Source organism: Streptomyces sp. NPDC059866 (assembly GCF_042731325.1).
Classification (GTDB): Bacteria; Actinomycetota; Actinomycetes; order Streptomycetales; family Streptomycetaceae; genus Streptomyces; species Streptomyces flavusporus.
In genome coordinates this window covers 69,974-85,942 of sequence record NZ_JBHWJT010000006.1, presented here as the reverse complement: position 1 = coordinate 85,942, position 15,969 = coordinate 69,974, and the positions used below count along the sequence as shown (strand labels likewise).

Here is a 15,969-nt window from a genome sequence, read left to right as displayed (position 1 = left end):
ATGCGCACCACCGTCGGCATCATCGGAGCCGGCCCCGCCGGCCTGCTCCTCGCGCGGTTGCTCCACAACGCCGGTGTCGAATCGGTCGTCCTGGAGAGCCGGGACCGTGCGTATGTCGAGCGGCGGCAGCGGGCCGGGATCCTGGAGCAGGGGACGGTGGACGTACTGCGTGCGGCCGGGGCCGCGGCGCGCATGGACCGGGAGGGGCTGCGGCACGACGGCATCGAACTGCGCTTCGACCGCCGCCGTCACCGCATCGACTTCCCCGCCCTGACTGCCGGGCGCTCCGTGATGGTCTACGCCCAGACCGAGGTCTGCAAGGACCTCATCGCCCTTCAGCTCAAGGAGGGCGGACCCTTGTTGTTCGAGGCGGAGGCGCTCGCGGTCGAGGGGGCCGAGAGCGAGCGGCCGTGCGTGCGCTTCCGGTACGAGGGGCGTGAGGACGTCCTCGAGTGCGACTACGTCGTCGGTTGCGACGGGTTCTGGGGTGTCTCCCGATCAGCGGTGCCGGCCGCCCTGTCCCGAGTCTTCGAACGGACGTACCCGTTCGGGTGGCTCGGTGTCCTCGCCGACGTACCGCCCTCGCACGACGAGCTCGTCTACGCCCACCACGACCGCGGCTTCGCCCTGCTGTCCATGCGCTCCCCGTCCGTCTCCCGCCTCTACCTCCAGGTGCCCGAGGGGACCGACGCCGAGGACTGGAGCGACGACGAGATCTGGGCGGAGCTGGAACAGCGCTTCGAGACCGCCGACGGCTGGCGCCTGGAACGCGGGCCCATCACCCAGAAGTCGGTAACGCCGATGCGTTCCTTCGTCCACGAGCCGATGCGGCACGGCCGCCTCTTCCTGGCCGGCGACGCCGCGCACATCGTGCCGCCGACCGGCGCCAAGGGGCTCAACCTGGCCGTCGGGGACGTCGTCACCTTCGCGCGGGCCCTGACGTACCAGAAGGAGACGGGATCCAGCGAGCTGTTGGACGCCTACTCGGAGACCTGTCTGCGCCGGGTCTGGCAGGCCGAGCGGTTCAGCTACGACATGACGACGCTCCTGCACCGTGCGCCCGGCGCCACGCCCTTCGAGGAGCGGCTGCAGCTCGCCCGGCTGGCGCGGATCACCTCGTCCCGCGCCGCCGAGACCGACCTCGCCGAGGCGTACACGGGCTTCCCCCACGACTGATCAGCGGCCGGTGATCACCGGCCGGTTCCGGCCATGTTCCGAGTTCGTCATGAATGAGGCTCTCCGCTGCCGGGAATCACGGACCCGGCTAGCGTGTTGGCCAGCACGAGGAGGGAAAGATCCTCCCCAAGCACTAGGGTCATTCCTTTGCCTGTCCATTACTCTTGAGCCAAGGCTACGCAGGGTGGCCATGGAGGAGTGAAATGAGGAGCAGCAACCCGGTCTTCTCGCGACGGGGGTTCAGCCGCGACAACGGCTACGCGGGCTTCAACACCGCGCCGCAGGCCGGGGGCGCAGCTGTGGGCACACAGGGCAACCCGTACGCGCAGCCCGGCGCCGGTAACCCCTACGCCCAGAACCCTTACGCCCAGCAGGACCTTCAGTACGGCGCGCCGCCGCAGGCACCGGTCACCACCGACCGGATGACGATGGACGACGTCGTCATGCGCTCGGCGATGACGCTGGGCACGGTCGTCGTCGGTGCCGTGCTCGCCTGGGCCGTGCTGCCGGTGTCGTCCAGCAGCTTCGGCCTGGCGATCGGTGCCGCGCTCATCGCCTTCGTCCTGGCGATGGTCCAGTCGTTCAAGCGCAACGCCTCGCCCGCGCTGATCCTGTCGTACGCCGCCTTCGAGGGCGTCTTCCTCGGCGTGATCAGCGAGATGTACAACAGCCAGTGGTCCGGCGCGCCCTTCCAGGCGGTGCTCGGCACCATGGCGGTCTCGGCCGCGACGCTGCTCATCTACAAGGCCGGCTGGATCCGCGTCACCGCGCGCTACGCCCGCATCGGCATGGCCATCGCCATCGCCTTCGTCCTGGTCATGGCGGTCAACCTGCTGCTCGTCGCGTTCGGCGTCGCCGAGGACGGCGGACTGCGCAGCATGGGCCCGCTCGGTGCGATCGTCGGCATCCTCGCGATCGTGCTCGGCGCGTTCTTCCTGACCCTCGACTTCAAGCAGATCCAGGACGGCATCGCCTACGGCGCGCCCCGCAAGGAGGCCTGGCTGGCCGCGTTCGGCCTGACCATGACCCTGGTGTGGATCTACGTCGAGATGCTGCGGCTGGTCGCCATCTTCAGCGGCGACGACTGATCGACGCGGCGCGCTCCGCTGATGAGCGCGTGAGTGTGAAAAGGGCCCTGGGTTCCCCTCCCGGGGCCCTTCGTCGTGTCCGGTGGGTTGACGGTGGTGCGCGCTCAGAGCAGTTTGCGCGCGGCCCTCCTCAGGTCGTACTCGTGAATGATCGCCTTGGCATGGCCGTACGCGAGATTGTGCTCGTGGCGCAGCCAGCTGACCTTCTCCTCGAAGCGGAGAGCGGGGCCTTCTTCGACGGTGCGCAGCCAGTCGGCGACTTCACGACCGGTGCAGTGGGGGATACGAGCGAGCAGATTGCGATGGGTCTCCTCGGAGAAGACTTGGGACATCGGCGCCTCCGGACGCAATCGGGTGTAAGCCGGTCCTTCAGGTCACCGTGCCTGAGCGTTCGCCCGTTGGCAACAGTGCGGGAGCTGCGCGTAGTCTCGCGGCGTGGTGGATACGACGCGTCTGATCGGTGCGGTGGACCAGTTTGCTGATCGGTTGAGGGCGGCGCCGCAGAGCCGGTTGCAGCGGGGCGCTGCCGCGGAGGCGCTGGCGCTGGCCCGGGCATTGGCTCGGTGGGCGCAGGAGTTGGAGGCGCCCGGGGTGGAGCCTCGGGAGATGCCGGACGCGGGGATGTTCGCGGCCGCGGATCAGATCACCGTTGCGGGGCGGGACTTGGCCGCTGTGCTGACGAGTGAGGCTGAGGTGGAGGAGGCGCTGCGGGTGGTGGGGGAGGCGCAGAAGCGGGCGGGGGTGTGAGGCTGGTTGGCGGGTGCGGGTTCGTTGCGGTTGGTCGCGCCCAAGCGGCGGAGCCGCATATCGACACAGCCCCGCGCCCCTGTAGGGGGCGCTTCCGTGCCCGGCGTCCCCAGTCACCCGGCGTCCCCGGTCAGAAGGACGCTATGACCCTGTCCGCCAGGATGTAGACGTTCTCCTCGCCGCACGCGAACGTCAGGGTGTAGGCGCCGGAGATGCCGGAGCCGCCGAGCAGGAACGGGGTCTCGCCCGAGCGCAGCGCTGCCGCCAGGTGGTCGGCGGTTTCGCGGTGGCCGGGGGTCATGCACAGGGTCGTGCCGTTGGCGAAGACGTAGACGTCGAGGGTGCCCAGCGGGCCGGGGCGGACGTCGGTCAGCTCGACACGGGAGGCGGCCAGTTCCTCGAGGGTTTCGATCGTGCGCTCATGGTCGTTCACGACCGGTGAGGCGGTCGGCGTGAAGTCCGGGTGAGAAGGGTGGCGGCGGCGGGCCGCGGCCAGCTCCGCGGATTCCCCGGCGAACTCGTCGACCTCGGGGCTCGGCTCGGACACCGGCTCCAGCGGTTCCAGGGCCGCGAAATCGGCCTCTCGCGGGAGGAAGAGGTCACTGTCCGTCAGGCCCAGCAGCGACGGTGCGTCGGAGACGTCACGGGCCTCCTGGGCGGCCCAGAAGGCGCGCGCCTCGGCCAGCTCCCGCTCCCGTTCCTCGGCCAGCGCCTCGGCCACGGCCGTGCGTATCTCGTCGGTATCGGCGGCCGTGCGGGCGGCGGGCACGAGGGTGCGCACGGCGGCGCGGCCCTCAGCGAGCTCGGCGTGCAGGTTCGCGACCTGGCGGCGCAGCTGCATGAGGGTGCGCAGGACGGCGACGCCCACGGCGCCCGTGGCGGCCGTGGTGACCAGCAAGGCGATCGGCATGGGGCTCACTGACGTACTCCCGGTTCAAGGTCGACCCCCGACTTCCTACATCAGCTTGATGGGTGAACTAACCAGCTGTCAGTGCGTAACGTCACGAAACGGACAGGGAATTCTGTCTGACGTTTCTGGTGGGGATGCGCTGACCTGCGGTGATCCCTGTTGTGAGGGAGATAGGTCACATCCTGGGGGAGATTGGATCACAAACCGGCCCAGAACCCCGGTGGTGACGAGGTTCTGGGCCGGCGGGTGACGGTGGGTGCCGGTGAGGCTACCCAGGGGTTCAGCTGAGGCGCTCGATGACCATCGCCATGCCCTGGCCACCGCCGACGCACATCGTCTCCAGGCCGAACTGCTTGTCGTGCCACTGGAGGGAGTTGATGAGCGTGCCGGTGATGCGGGCGCCGGTCATGCCGAAGGGGTGGCCGACGGCGATGGCGCCGCCGTTGACGTTCAGCTTCTCCAGCGGGATGTTCAGGTCGCGGTAGGAGGGGATCACCTGGGCGGCGAACGCCTCGTTGATCTCGACCAGGTCGATGTCGTCGATGGTCAGGCCGGCGCGGGCCAGGGCCTGCTTGGACGCCTCGACCGGGCCGTAGCCCATGATTTCGGGGGACAGGCCCGAGACGCCGGTGGAGACGATGCGGGCGAGGGGGGTCAGGCCCAGCTCGCGCGCCTTGGTGTCGGACATGATGATCAGGGCCGCGGCGCCGTCGTTCAGGGGGCAGCAGTTGCCGGCGGTGACCAGGCCGTCGGGGCGGAAGACGGGCTTGAGGCCGGCGACGCCCTCCAGGGTGACGCCGGGACGCGGGCCGTCGTCCTTGCTGATCACGGTGCCGTCGGGGAGGGTGACCGGGGTGATCTCGCGCTCCCAGAAGCCGTTCTTGATGGCTTCCTCGGCGAGGTTCTGCGAACGGACGCCGAACTCGTCCATCTCCTGGCGGCTCACGCCCCAGGAGCGGGCCAGGTTCTCGGCGGTCTGGCCCATCGCGATGTACGGGTCGGGGATCAGGCCGTCTTCGCGCGGGTCGTGCCAGGTGGTGCCCTCCTGCTCGGCGACCGCGGCGGTGCGGGCCTCGGCCTCGGCGAACAGCGGGTTGCGGGTGTCGGGCAGGCTGTCGGAGTTGCCCTTGGCGAAGCGGGAGACCGTCTCGACGCCGGCCGAGATGAAGACGTCGCCCTCGCCGGCCTTGATGGCGTGCAGGGCCATGCGGCTGGTCTGGAGGGACGACGAGCAGTACCGGGTGATCGTGCAGCCGGGGAGGTGGTCCATCCCCATCTGCACGGCGACGACACGGCCGAGGTTGTTGCCCTGCTCGCCGCCGGGGAGGCCGCAGCCGAGCATCAGGTCGTCGATGTCCTTCGGGTCCAGCTCGGGGACCTTGGCGAGGGCGGCCTGGATGATCGTGGCGGTGAGGTCGTCGGGGCGCAGGTCCTTGAGGGAGCCCTTGAAGGCGCGGCCGATGGGGGAGCGGGCGGCTGAGACGATCACGGCTTCGGGCATCACGGCTCCAGACGACGACGGTGGGCTCTTACGCGGGAAATTACCCGTAAGTAGGCTCTCGGTCACCGGCATCCGGGTGTGATGCAGACCTCTTTTCCAAGCGCTTGCTTAGAAGGTCCGCAGTGATCGGCGCCGCGGGCGCCGGCGCCGGCGCGAGCAGCAGGCCCACCGGGGGCCGGGTCAGCGGCCGGGCCAGGCGGCGTACGAACGGCGACGCGAGCACCGCGGCGAGCACGACCCCGCCCGCCATCAGGGCGGCCACCTCCAGATGGGTGTCGGCCCGGGCGATCAGGCCGCGCTCCCGAAGCGGCAGGATGACCAGCGGATGCAGCAGGTAGACGGTGAAGCCACCGGCCCCGAGGGCGGAGATCAGCGGCAGCCGCCGCTTGGGCATCACTCGCAGCAGGCACAGCACGAGCGCGGCGGCCGAGGCCAGGACGAGCAGCCGGATCAGCCAGGCACCCTCCATGCCCAGCGGGTTGTCGGCGGTGTACGCATGGCGCATCGAGAGCCAGTCGCCCTTGACGTCCCGGCTCCACAGCCCTCCCACCGCACCCGAGGCGAGGATCCCCGCCACCGCGACCGGCAGGCTCCACCGGCTCTCGAACCACTCCCGGAGCATGCCCTGGCCCAGCCGCCAGCCGAGGTAGAACAGCGGCAGGTACACCAGGGTCCGGCTGGCCGAGAACATCAGCCCGAACTCCTCCACGTACCCGAGCCCGAGCGCCACGACCGTGGTGACCAGCAGCGGATGGCGCAGCTGGACCACGAGCGGCAGCAGGAGCCGCCAGAAGAAGAGCGACATCAGGAACCACAGCGTCCACGGCAGCTGGGCGATGTGCAGGTCGAGGGGGCCGCCCAGCGCGTATGTCTCCAGTGAGAACAGCAGGCTGAACAGGAGGGCGGGCACGGCGATGCTGCGGATCAGGTTGCGCAGGTGGCGCGGGCCGAGCGGCCCCGCGCTGCTGAAGGCCCCGGCCAGGACGACGAAGGCCGGGACCCGGAAGGCCCAGGTCGCGACGTGGAAGGAGTGCAGCGCGTCGTACTTGCTCATGATGCTGCCGATGGAGTGCAGGACCACGATCAGTGCGGCGGACACGAACCGGGTGTTGTCCCACCAGGGGTTTCGGACCCGGGCCGGGCCGGCGGTGTCGGTGGGTCTCGGGGGCGGGTTTTCCATCGCGGCGGGGTGCTCCTGACAGCAAAGTGACAGCGGAAAAACAGGGGCCGCTCACCTTCGCGAGTCCAGGGGATTCCCCGGTTACGCGATGCCGCTGGAACGGTGAATGCCAGGTGTACGAAAAGAGCTGCGCGGCTACGTCGGCTGTGGTGCCGGCTCCGTCGCGGTGACCCGACGGCGGCGGCGCCTCTTCAGAAGGGCCCACGGGCCCCGTGGCCCCGTCGGCATGGCTGCCGTGACTTCCGTGCCGGCCTCCGAGGCGGCCTCGGCGGCGGCGCGGGCGACGGGGAGGTAGCCCTCGTGACGGGTGACGTCGGGGCGCTCCTCTTCCGCCGGCCACAGGCCCAGCGCGGCGCAGAGGGTGGGGAGGACCGCCATCGCGGCGGTGGCGTAGCCCTCGGCCGAGGGGTGGTAGTTGTCGGGGCCGAAGAGTTCGCGCGGGTTGGCGGCGAACTCGGGGCCCAGCAGGTCGCCCAGCGACACGGTGCGGCCGCCCTGTTCGACGACTCCGATCGTCTGGGCGGCCGCCAGCTGGCGTGATGCCCGTCGGGCCAGCCAGCGCAACGGTTGCTGGACCGGCTCGATGGTGCCCAGGTCGGGACAGGTGCCGACCACCACCTCCGCGCCGGCCGTGCGCAGCCTGCGTACCGCCGCCGAGAGATGGCGCACCGACTGGGTCGGCGGCATGCGGTTGGTGACGTCGTTCGCGCCGATCATGATCACGCAGACGTCGGGGACCAGGTCCGGGTCGGACAGGGCCAGCGTCACCTGGCGGTCCAGGTCGTCCGACCGGGCGCCGGGCAGGGCGACGTTGCGCAGCCGTACGGGGCGTTCCGCGACGGCGGCGAGGCCCGAGGCGAGCAGTGCGCCCGGAGTCTGGCCGACCCGGTGTACGCCCTGGCCCGCGGCGGTGGAATCGCCGAGGACGGTGAGGCGGAGGGGCGGATCACCCTGGGTGTCGTACGTACGGCCGTACAGCCCGTCCGCGTTCGGCACCCGGGGCTCCGTGCCGTTGCCCACATGGCGCCTGGCCAGCCGGACCTCGGCCAGCACCAGACCGACGACCGCGGCACCGGCCAGGCCGATACCGCCGCCGCCGTATGCCGCACCGGCCGCGATACGCCGGGCCACCCTCGCCCTCGACATCCTCGTCATGCGTCGCCGACACCTCCTCGTACCCGTTCAACCACTTGCTTGCCCCGAAGCGACCGCCCGCCAATCTCAACGGCGAGTGAACGCAGGTGGCAGGTGGCAGGCCATAGGCTGGCTGCACTACCACGACCACCTCTTCTGCAGCATCCGGAGACAACGGTGCAGTTCCACGACTCGATGATCAGCCTCGTCGGCAACACCCCGCTGGTGAGGCTCAACAACGTCACCAAGGGGATCAGGGCGACCGTCCTGGCCAAGGTGGAGTACTTCAACCCGGGCGGTTCCGTGAAGGACCGCATCGCCCTGCGCATGATCGAGGCGGCCGAGCAGAGCGGGGAGCTCAAGCCCGGCGGCACGATCGTGGAGCCGACCAGTGGGAACACGGGCGTCGGGCTCGCCATCGTGGCTCAGCAGAAGGGGTACAAGTGCATCTTCGTGTGCCCCGACAAGGTGTCCACGGACAAGATCAACGTGCTGCGGGCGTACGGGGCCGAGGTGGTCGTCTGCCCGACCGCCGTCGCGCCCGAGCATCCGGACTCCTACTACAACGTCTCCGACCGGCTGGTGCGCGAGACGCCGGGTGCCTGGAAGCCCGACCAGTACTCCAACCCGAACAACCCCCTCTCGCACTATCACTCCACCGGCCCCGAGCTGTGGGAGCAGACAGAGGGGCGGATCACGCACTTCGTGGCCGGTGTCGGCACCGGTGGCACCATCTCCGGGACCGGGCGCTACCTGAAGGAAGTCAGTGACGGGGCCGTCAAGGTCATCGGCGCCGACCCCGAGGGCTCGGTGTACTCCGGCGGCTCCGGGCGGCCGTATCTCGTCGAGGGCGTCGGTGAGGACTTCTGGCCGACGGCGTACGACCGTACGGTCGCCGACGAGATCGTCGCCGTGTCCGACAAGGACTCCTTCCAGATGACCCGGCGGCTGGCCAGGGAGGAGGGGCTGCTGGTCGGCGGGTCGTGCGGCATGGCCGTCGTGGCCGCGCTGCGGGTGGCCGAGCGGCTCGGACCGGACGACGTCGTGGTGGTGCTGCTGCCGGACAGCGGGCGCGGGTACCTGAGCAAGATCTTCAACGACGAGTGGATGGCCGACTACGGCTTCCTCGAGGACGAGGGCCCGAGCGCGCGCGTCGGCGACGTGCTCAACGACAAGGAGGGCGGCGCCATCCCCTCCCTCGTCCACATGCACCCGGACGAGACGGTCGGCCAGGCCATCGAGGTGCTGCGCGAGTACGGCGTCTCGCAGATGCCGATCGTGAAGCCGGGCGCCGGGCACCCGGACGTGATGGCCGCCGAGGTCGTCGGCTCGGTCGTCGAACGGGAGCTGCTCGACGCGCTGTTCACCAAGAGCGCCTCGCTGGAGGACCCGCTGGAGAAGCACATGTCGCCGCCGCTGCCGCAGGTCGGCTCCGGCGAGCCGGTCGGGGACCTGATGTCCGTGCTCGGCGAGGCGGACGCGGCGATCGTGCTGGTCGAGGGCAAGCCGACCGGAGTGGTCAGCCGGCAGGACCTGCTGGCCTTCCTCGCCAAGAGCGCGAAGTAGGGCCGGACGGCAAACCTGCGGTGAACGGGCCGGGCCGGCGGCGAACTTGCGGCGACGTGCGTGTTTGTTGCTCTTCTCGGAAGTGGTACGAGCGTGTCACGTCCGCGCAGCACCCGCTTAACACAGGTCCGGCACATTAGGGGGTGTCGGCAGGGCGGGAGCGGCTCCCCGCCCCGGCCGGCACCGAACGGCGCCAAGGACCTCCGGAGCGGCTCCCGGACCTCCATGGACGCCACGGACGCGCAAGCCCGGCCCTGACCCGGCCCGCGTCCCTCGCGGGGACCGCCGTCGTCCCGCCCCCCGTCAAGGGGGTGCGGCGGTCCCCGCGCACACTTTTCCGACGTCCGGCTCCGCCGAGGCCGTCAGTCCTCCCAGTCGCTGTCCTGATTCGACTTGCCGCGCCTGCGGAACAGGCCCGGATTGACGCGGGCCGCCTGGAAGGCGTTGACGCCCACGATGCCTGCCCAGGCGACGAGGAGGCCGGGGAGCTGGGCCACGCCGCCGCCGATCGCGGAGAGCGGGACCGCCAGGACCAGCGAGACGATGCCGAAGCCGAAGCGCTCGCCCCAGGAGTCCGTCGGCTTCGGTGAGCGGGAGTCCCGGGCCACCACCATCTGCTGCTCGGCCAGATGCCGGCGCACCCGGCGCTCGACGGCGCCGTCGATGCGCTGGTCGACCTTCTCCAGGAACGAGTCGACCAGCGCGGACTCGTACTCCTCGCCCAGTTCCCTGCGGGCCTGCAGGGTGGCGTTGAGTTCCTTCTTCAGCTCGGCGTCCCGCGCGTCCATTCCGCTCATACGCACCACGGTAGGGAGCGGGTGCGTGGGCCGCACTGGGGTTAGCCCCCCTGTCGCGAGCGGGTCACCCGGTGGCCGTCAGCCCCTTGCGCTCCGCGTACGCCCGCGCCACGTCCTCCGGGTCCTTCTTGTCCTTGTCGACCTGGCGGTTGAGTTCGGTGAGGTCGGCGGTGGTGAGGGCGTTGCCGAGCCCGGCGAGCGCCTTGCGGACGGTGGAGTCGGCCTTGCGGTCGGCGATCAGGGGGACGACGTGCTGGCCGGGGATCAGGTTCTTGGGGTCCGTCAGCACCACCCAGCCCTCCGCCTGGATGTCGGTGTCGGTGGTGAAGAGGTTGGCCACGTCGACGTCGCCCTTCTTCAGGGCGCCCTTGACCAGCGGGCCGGAGGAGTCGAGGGACTTGAACTCCTTGAACTCCACTCCGTACACGTCCTTCAGTCCGACCACGCCGACCTGACGCGTCTTGACCTCCGCGGCCGCGCCGATGACCAGCTTGCCGTTCTGCTTCTTCAGGTCGGCGAGGGAGGTCAGGCCGTACTTCTCCGCCGTCTCCCGGGTCACCGCGAAGGCGTCGGAGTCCTCGGCCATGCCGTACGGCAGGACCTGGAGGCCGGACGGCAGTGCGACGGTCAGGGCGTTCTGCATCTCGCCCTCCTCCGTCGCCGTGGCCTTGGGGGCGACGTAGTGCAGCAGGGCGCCCTGGTACTCGGGGAGGAGGTCGATGTCGCCGCCCTTGATGGCGGGGATGAGGATCTCGCGGGTGCCGAGGTTGGGGCGGACGGTCGTCTTCACTCCGGCGGCGTCGAGGACGGCCGCGTAGAGGTAGCCGAGCACCTGGTTCTCGGTGAAGTTGGCGGTGCCGATGGTGAGGCCGCCCTTGCTGGAGCCACCGCCGGAGGTGGTCGTGCCCTCGCTGTCGAGGGAGGTGATGCCGCTGGAGCACGCGGAGAGAGCGGGGACGGAGGCTGCGGCGAACAGGCCGCCGAGGAGAGTGCGACGGTTCATTTTCGTTCCCTAGGCGGTGCGGTGTCGGAAGAGGATGCGCTGGAGGGCACTCAGCAGAAGGTCGAGGGCGATGGCGACCACGGCGACCAGCACCGCGCCGCCCATCACCTGCACGAGGTCGCGCTGGGCCAGGCCGTCGAAGACGTACCGGCCGAGGCCGCCGAAGGAGACGTACGCGGCGATCGTGGCCGTGGCCACCACCTGGATCAGCGCGAGACGCAGGCCCGTCATGATCAGGGGGAGGGCCAGCGGGAGCTCCACCTGGAAGAGGACCTGGTGGCCGCGCATGCCCTGTCCGCGCGCCGCGTCCTTCACGTCCGGGTCGACGGCGGTCATTCCGGCGTAGGTGTTGGTGACGATGGCCGGGACCGCGAGGGCGACCAGTGCGACGTAGACGGGCCACATCGAGAGGCCGCTGGCGAGGAAGACCAGCACGACCAGGCCGACGGTGGGCAGGGCGCGGCCGAAGGACGACAGGTTGATCGCGACGAACGCGCCTTTGCCGGTATGGCCGATCAGCAGGCCCAGGGGGAGGCCGATCGCGGCGGCGATGAGGGTGGCGAGGAGCGAGTACTGGAGGTGTTCGGCGAGGCGGGTGGCGATGCCGTCGGGGCCGGACCACTGCTCGCCGCTGGTCAGCCAGTCGCCGAGGTTCTTGAAGAGTTCGTACATCTCAGGCTCGCCGCCTCGTCCACGGGGTGAGTGCGTACTGGACGGCGACCAGAGCTGCGTCCGCCACCACGGCCAGCAGGAGGGTGAGGACCACGCCCACGATCACCGGGGTCGGGAAGTTGCGCTGGAAGCCGTCGGTGAAGAGCTGGCCGAGGCCGCCGTCGCCGATGTAGGTCGCCACGGAGACGAGGGAGATCGACATGACCGTGGCGATCCGGACGCCCGCCATGATCACGGGGAGGGCGAGCGGGAACTCGACGGTGAGGAGGGTGCGCAGGGGGCGCGTGCCCATGGCCTTCGCCGCCTCCTTGGTCTTCGTGGGGACCGAGTCGAGGCCCTCGACGGTGTTCCGGAGCAGGACCACCAGGGTGTAGATCGTCAGGCCGATGACCGTGGTGGTGCGGGTCAGGCCGGAGACCGGGAGGAGGAGCACGAAGACCGCGATCGACGGGATGGTGAACAGGACGTTCGACAGGCCGAGCAGGAAGCCGCGCAGGGGGCGGACGCGGTGGGCGACCACCGCGAGCGGGAGGGAGATCAGCAGGCCGAAGAGGACGGCGCTGAGTGCTGCCTGGAGGTGGGAGACCGTCAGGGTGGTCAGGTCGTCGGTGTGGTCGGATATCCAGGACCAGTCGATGGTCATGCGGCCACGACCTCGGTGTGCGCCCGGTTCGCGTGCTCGTGGATGTCGTCGCGGGAGGAGACCCCGGTGAGTACGCCGGCCGTGTCGACGCGGGCGATCAGGCCGGTGGGGGAGGCGACCGACTCGTTGAGCGCCGACAGCAGGGAGTCGGTGTCCTGTAGCGGTCGTACGGGGAGTTCGGCGTCCTTCGACGCCCAGTGCAGCGGCTTGTGCCCCTCGTCGAGTACGAGCGTCCAGGTACCGCCCTCGGGGGCCGGGCCCTGGGGGACCTCGGCGAGGGTCCTGAGCGAGAGGAGCTTCAGGCCGCGCTCGGCGCCGAGGAAGTCGGCCACGAAGTCGTCGGCCGGGCGGGCGAGGAGTTCGGCGGGCTCGGCGCACTGGACCAGGTGGCCACCGGTGCGGAAGATCGCGATCCGGTCACCGAGCCGGACGGCCTCGTCGATGTCGTGGGTGACGAAGACGATGGTCTTGTTCAACTCCTTCTGGAGCCGGAGCAGTTCGTCCTGGAGCTGGGTGCGGACCACCGGGTCGACCGCGCCGAACGGCTCGTCCATCAGTAGGACGGGCGGGTCGGCGGCGAGGGCGCGGGCGACGCCGACGCGCTGCTGCTGACCGCCGGAGAGCTGGTGCGGGTAGCGGCGGCCGGCCTCGGAGGTGAGGCCGACGGTCTCGAGGAGTTCCGTGGCCCGGGCGCGGGCCTTGCGGCGGCCCCAGCCGAGCAGCAGCGGCACGGTGGCGATGTTGTCGAGCACCGTGCGGTGCGGGAAGAGGCCCGACTGCTGGATGACGTATCCGATGGACCGGCGCAGCTCGGCGGCGTCCTGCTGCTGGACGTCCTTGCCGCCGACCCGGATGGTGCCGGAGGTCGGTTCCACCATCCGGTTGATCATCCGCAGGGTGGTCGTCTTTCCGCAACCGGAGGATCCGACGAGGACGGTCACGCCGCCCTCCGGCATGGCGAGGGAGAGGTCGTGGACTGCTGTCGTGCCGTTGGGGAAGCGCTTGTGGACCGCGTCGAACTGGATCATGAGTTGTCCCTTGCCCGGCCTGTATAACGTCATGCAGAGTTCTTGGTGTCTGAATAGGTTGTCAATGCTCCGGCGTTAATCCGCGGTTACGGATGACCGATGGGCAAGATCAGATGTCCGGTTTGAGGAGGGTATGCGCGTGATGTCGTCTCGGATCGTGGACGCTCCGGAGGGTGTGGCCCCCGGCCTCGTCGTTCTCGACGGGCGTGGGCTCGGCGTCGCGGATGTCGTCCGGCTCGCCGACGGCGCCGCGCGGCCGGTGCCGGGGACCGAGGCGATGAAGCGCGTCGAGGAGTCCTGGGACGCCGCCCGCCGGATCGCCGCCACCGGTCGCGTCTACGGCCGCTCCACCGGCGTCGGCGCCAACCGGAACGAGGACGTGCCCACCGATGCGGCCGCCGGCCACGGCCTGAGGCTGCTGCGCAGCCACGCCGGCGCCATCGGGGAGGAGCTGCCCGCCCGGCAGGTACGGGCGATGCTCGCCGTACGCGCCAACCAGCTGCTGGCCGGGGGCGCCGGGCTGCGGCCGTCCGTCGTCACCGCGCTGTGCGAGGCGCTGGAGACCGGGGCGTACCCGGTGGTGAACGAGTTCGGGTCGGTCGGCACCGGCGACATCGCCGCACTCGCGCAGGTCGGGCTGGCGCTCGCCGGGGAGCACCCATGGCGGGGAACGGCCGCACCAACGCCCCAACCCCTCGACAACAACGACGCGTTGGCCCTGATCAGCAGCAACGCCCTCACCCTGGGTCAGTCCGCGCTCGCCCTGCACGAACTGCGCGGGCTGCTCGCCGCCACCCAGGTCGTCGCCGCGCTGTCCCTGCTGGCCGTCGACGGCTCACACGAGGCGTACGCCGCCCCCGTGCACGCCGCCCGCCCGCACCGCGGCTCCGCCGAGGTCGCCCGGCGGATGCGGGAGCTGATCGGTGCCGCCGACCGGCCCACCCCACCGCTCGGCCGGATCCAGGACCCGTACGGCTTCCGCTGCCTGCCCCAGATCCACGGCCCGGCACACGACGCCGCCGACGCCCTGGAGGAGGTCCTCGCCGTGGAGATCAACGCGGCTGCGGAGAACCCGCTGATCTCCCCCGAGGACATGGCGGCGTACCACCACGGCGGCTTCTACCAGGCTCAGCTCGCCCTCGCCCTGGACCACTTCAGGCTGGCCATAACCCAGGTCGCCCGCCTGTCCACGTCACGGCTGTCGACGCTGAACGAGCCGGCCTACACCCGCCTGCGCCCCTTCCTCGCCGACCACGAGCCCGCCTCCTCCGGCGTGATGATCCTGGAGTACGCCGCCGGCGCCGCCCTCGGCGATCTGCGCGCGTTCTCCGCGCCCGCGTCGCTCGGCCACGCTGTACTCTCCCGAGGCGTCGAGGAACAGGCCAGTTTCGCCTCGCTCGCCGCACGGCAGACGCTGCGTGCGTGCGGCGCGTACCGTCTCGTCGTCGGCTGCGAACTCGTATCCGCCGTACGGGCGTTGCGGCAACGCGACCTCCGCCTGGAACCGGAGCTTCCGGCGGGCCGGGCGCTGGAGCTCGCCGAGTCGGTGCTGGACGCCGACCCGGCCGACCGGCCGCTCACGGCCGATGTGACGGTGGCGTCCGAACTGCTCGACCGGTTCACGGACATCTGGAGGGGGAGCACGTCATGAGCGGTACCGAGAGCCGTACCGACAGCCCTGCCGCGCGGCTGCAGGCGCTCTTCGAGGGGCACCGGCTCACGCCGACCCAGCGGCGCATCGCGCACAGCATGGTGCGGCGGGCCGCCGACGTGCCGTTCCTGTCCAGCGTCGAGCTCGCCGAACTCGCCGGGGTCAGCCAGCCCTCCGTCACCCGCTTCGCGGTCGCCCTCGGCTTCGACGGCTACCCGGCCCTGCGCAAGCACCTGCGCGAGGTGGCGCCCGCCGAACAGAGCGCGGACTCGGCTTCGTACAACGAGTACCAGCAGGCCGTCGAGGCCGAGATCGAGAACCTGAAGCACCTCGCGGAACTGCTCGCCGATCCGCGGCCGGTGCAGGAGGCGGGCCGGCTGCTGGCCGCCTCCCGCCCGCTGCCGGTGCTCGGCCTCAGAGCAGCGGCCTCCCAGGCGTACGGCTTCGCCTACTTCGCCGCCAAGGTCCATCCGGACGTACGGCTGCTCCACGAGGGCGGCACGATGATCCACGACCGGATCGACGGAGCCGTACGGGCGGGCGCCTCGGCGCTGCTCTGCTTCGCGCTGCCCCGGCATCCGCGCGAGGTCGTGGACACGCTGGCGTATGCGAAGGAGGCGGGCCTGTCCGTCGTGACCGTCGCCGACTCCGCCTTCGCGCCCGTCGCGAAGGTGTCCGACCTGCTGCTGCCGGCCGCCGTCGGCACGGGGCTCGCCTTCGACACGGCCTGTGCGCCGATGCTGCTCGGGCGGGTCCTGCTGGAGGCGATGTGCGACGACCTGCCGGACGCGCAGGCCCGGTTGGAGGAGTTCGACGCACGGGCGGCGGCGCGGGGGCTGTTCGTGGAGTAGGGCCTGTACGGGGCTGGTTCTC

Annotated in this window: 16 protein-coding genes; 6 read left to right on the top strand and 10 right to left on the bottom strand. The window is 70.7% G+C overall.

Annotated elements, in window-relative coordinates; genetic code table 11:
- Together ACFV7R_RS10875 and ACFV7R_RS10870 are read left to right on the top strand one after the other, a co-directional pair.
- Positions 1-1,176 carry a 4-hydroxybenzoate 3-monooxygenase gene (locus tag ACFV7R_RS10875; RefSeq protein WP_385262295.1) on the top strand — a complete coding sequence of 392 codons (1,176 nt, stop codon included), beginning with the start codon at positions 1-3 and terminating at the stop codon, positions 1,174-1,176.
- Between the two features lie 203 nt (positions 1,177-1,379).
- Positions 1,380-2,264: a Bax inhibitor-1/YccA family protein gene (locus ACFV7R_RS10870; RefSeq protein ID WP_385262293.1), complete on the top strand. Its 885-nt coding sequence runs from the start codon at positions 1,380-1,382 to the stop codon at positions 2,262-2,264.
- Positions 2,265-2,368: 104 nt separating this feature from the next.
- Here ACFV7R_RS10870 and ACFV7R_RS10865 read toward each other — a convergent pair whose 3' ends face one another.
- A complete protein-coding gene (locus tag ACFV7R_RS10865; protein ID WP_129799881.1) occupies positions 2,369-2,596 on the bottom strand; it encodes a DUF4287 domain-containing protein in 228 nt (75 codons plus the stop codon).
- A 103-nt stretch (positions 2,597-2,699) separates the two neighbouring features.
- On the opposite strand from ACFV7R_RS10865, the gene ACFV7R_RS10860 reads away from it, so the two are divergent.
- Positions 2,700-3,011, top strand: coding sequence for a hypothetical protein (locus ACFV7R_RS10860; protein WP_206306905.1), 312 nt, complete (start codon positions 2,700-2,702; stop codon positions 3,009-3,011).
- A 130-nt stretch (positions 3,012-3,141) separates the two neighbouring features.
- On the opposite strand, the gene ACFV7R_RS10855 is transcribed toward ACFV7R_RS10860, so the two are convergent.
- From ACFV7R_RS10855 to ACFV7R_RS10840, 4 genes are all read right to left on the bottom strand, one after another.
- Positions 3,142-3,921, bottom strand: coding sequence for a hypothetical protein (locus tag ACFV7R_RS10855; RefSeq protein WP_385262290.1), 780 nt, complete (start codon positions 3,919-3,921; stop codon positions 3,142-3,144).
- 280 nt (positions 3,922-4,201) lie between these two features.
- Complete coding sequence (locus ACFV7R_RS10850) at positions 4,202-5,422, bottom strand: acetyl-CoA C-acetyltransferase (RefSeq protein ID WP_129799878.1); 1,221 nt, start codon at positions 5,420-5,422, stop codon at positions 4,202-4,204.
- Positions 5,423-5,462: 40 nt separating this feature from the next.
- Positions 5,463-6,602, bottom strand: coding sequence for an acyltransferase family protein (locus tag ACFV7R_RS10845; protein WP_385262287.1), 1,140 nt, complete (start codon positions 6,600-6,602; stop codon positions 5,463-5,465).
- Between the two features lie 135 nt (positions 6,603-6,737).
- Entirely contained in the window at positions 6,738-7,757 is a 1,020-nt protein-coding gene (locus tag ACFV7R_RS10840) for an SGNH/GDSL hydrolase family protein (protein WP_385262286.1), read from the bottom strand.
- A gap of 156 nt (positions 7,758-7,913) precedes the next feature.
- On the opposite strand from ACFV7R_RS10840, the gene ACFV7R_RS10835 reads away from it, so the two are divergent.
- On the top strand, positions 7,914-9,302 hold the full coding sequence (locus tag ACFV7R_RS10835) for a cystathionine beta-synthase (protein WP_385262284.1): 1,389 nt from the start codon (positions 7,914-7,916) through the stop codon (positions 9,300-9,302).
- A 362-nt stretch (positions 9,303-9,664) separates the two neighbouring features.
- Here the strand turns inward: ACFV7R_RS10835 and ACFV7R_RS10830 are convergent, their stop codons facing one another.
- The 5 genes from ACFV7R_RS10830 to ACFV7R_RS10810 form a co-directional block, all read right to left on the bottom strand.
- Complete coding sequence (locus ACFV7R_RS10830; protein ID WP_385262826.1) at positions 9,665-10,090, bottom strand: hypothetical protein; 426 nt, start codon at positions 10,088-10,090, stop codon at positions 9,665-9,667.
- A 73-nt stretch (positions 10,091-10,163) separates the two neighbouring features.
- Complete coding sequence (locus tag ACFV7R_RS10825; protein ID WP_385262282.1) at positions 10,164-11,102, bottom strand: ABC transporter substrate-binding protein; 939 nt, start codon at positions 11,100-11,102, stop codon at positions 10,164-10,166.
- Between the two features lie 9 nt (positions 11,103-11,111).
- Positions 11,112-11,774: an ABC transporter permease gene (locus ACFV7R_RS10820; RefSeq protein ID WP_385262279.1), complete on the bottom strand. Its 663-nt coding sequence runs from the start codon at positions 11,772-11,774 to the stop codon at positions 11,112-11,114.
- A gap of 1 nt (position 11,775) precedes the next feature.
- Positions 11,776-12,417 carry an ABC transporter permease gene (locus ACFV7R_RS10815; protein ID WP_129799872.1) on the bottom strand — a complete coding sequence of 214 codons (642 nt, stop codon included), beginning with the start codon at positions 12,415-12,417 and terminating at the stop codon, positions 11,776-11,778.
- Positions 12,414-13,445 (bottom strand): ABC transporter ATP-binding protein, encoded by a 1,032-nt coding sequence (locus ACFV7R_RS10810; RefSeq protein WP_385262277.1) that lies wholly within the window; start codon positions 13,443-13,445, stop codon positions 12,414-12,416. The genes ACFV7R_RS10815 and ACFV7R_RS10810 overlap by 4 nt, the downstream gene beginning before the upstream one ends.
- A gap of 142 nt (positions 13,446-13,587) precedes the next feature.
- On the opposite strand from ACFV7R_RS10810, the gene ACFV7R_RS10805 reads away from it, so the two are divergent.
- Both ACFV7R_RS10805 and ACFV7R_RS10800 read left to right on the top strand, forming a co-directional pair.
- Positions 13,588-15,096: an aromatic amino acid ammonia-lyase gene (locus ACFV7R_RS10805; RefSeq protein WP_385262276.1), complete on the top strand. Its 1,509-nt coding sequence runs from the start codon at positions 13,588-13,590 to the stop codon at positions 15,094-15,096.
- Positions 15,093-15,947, top strand: coding sequence for a MurR/RpiR family transcriptional regulator (locus ACFV7R_RS10800; protein WP_385262274.1), 855 nt, complete (start codon positions 15,093-15,095; stop codon positions 15,945-15,947). Before ACFV7R_RS10805 ends, ACFV7R_RS10800 begins: the two co-directional genes overlap by 4 nt.
- Positions 15,948-15,969 lie beyond the last annotated feature (22 nt).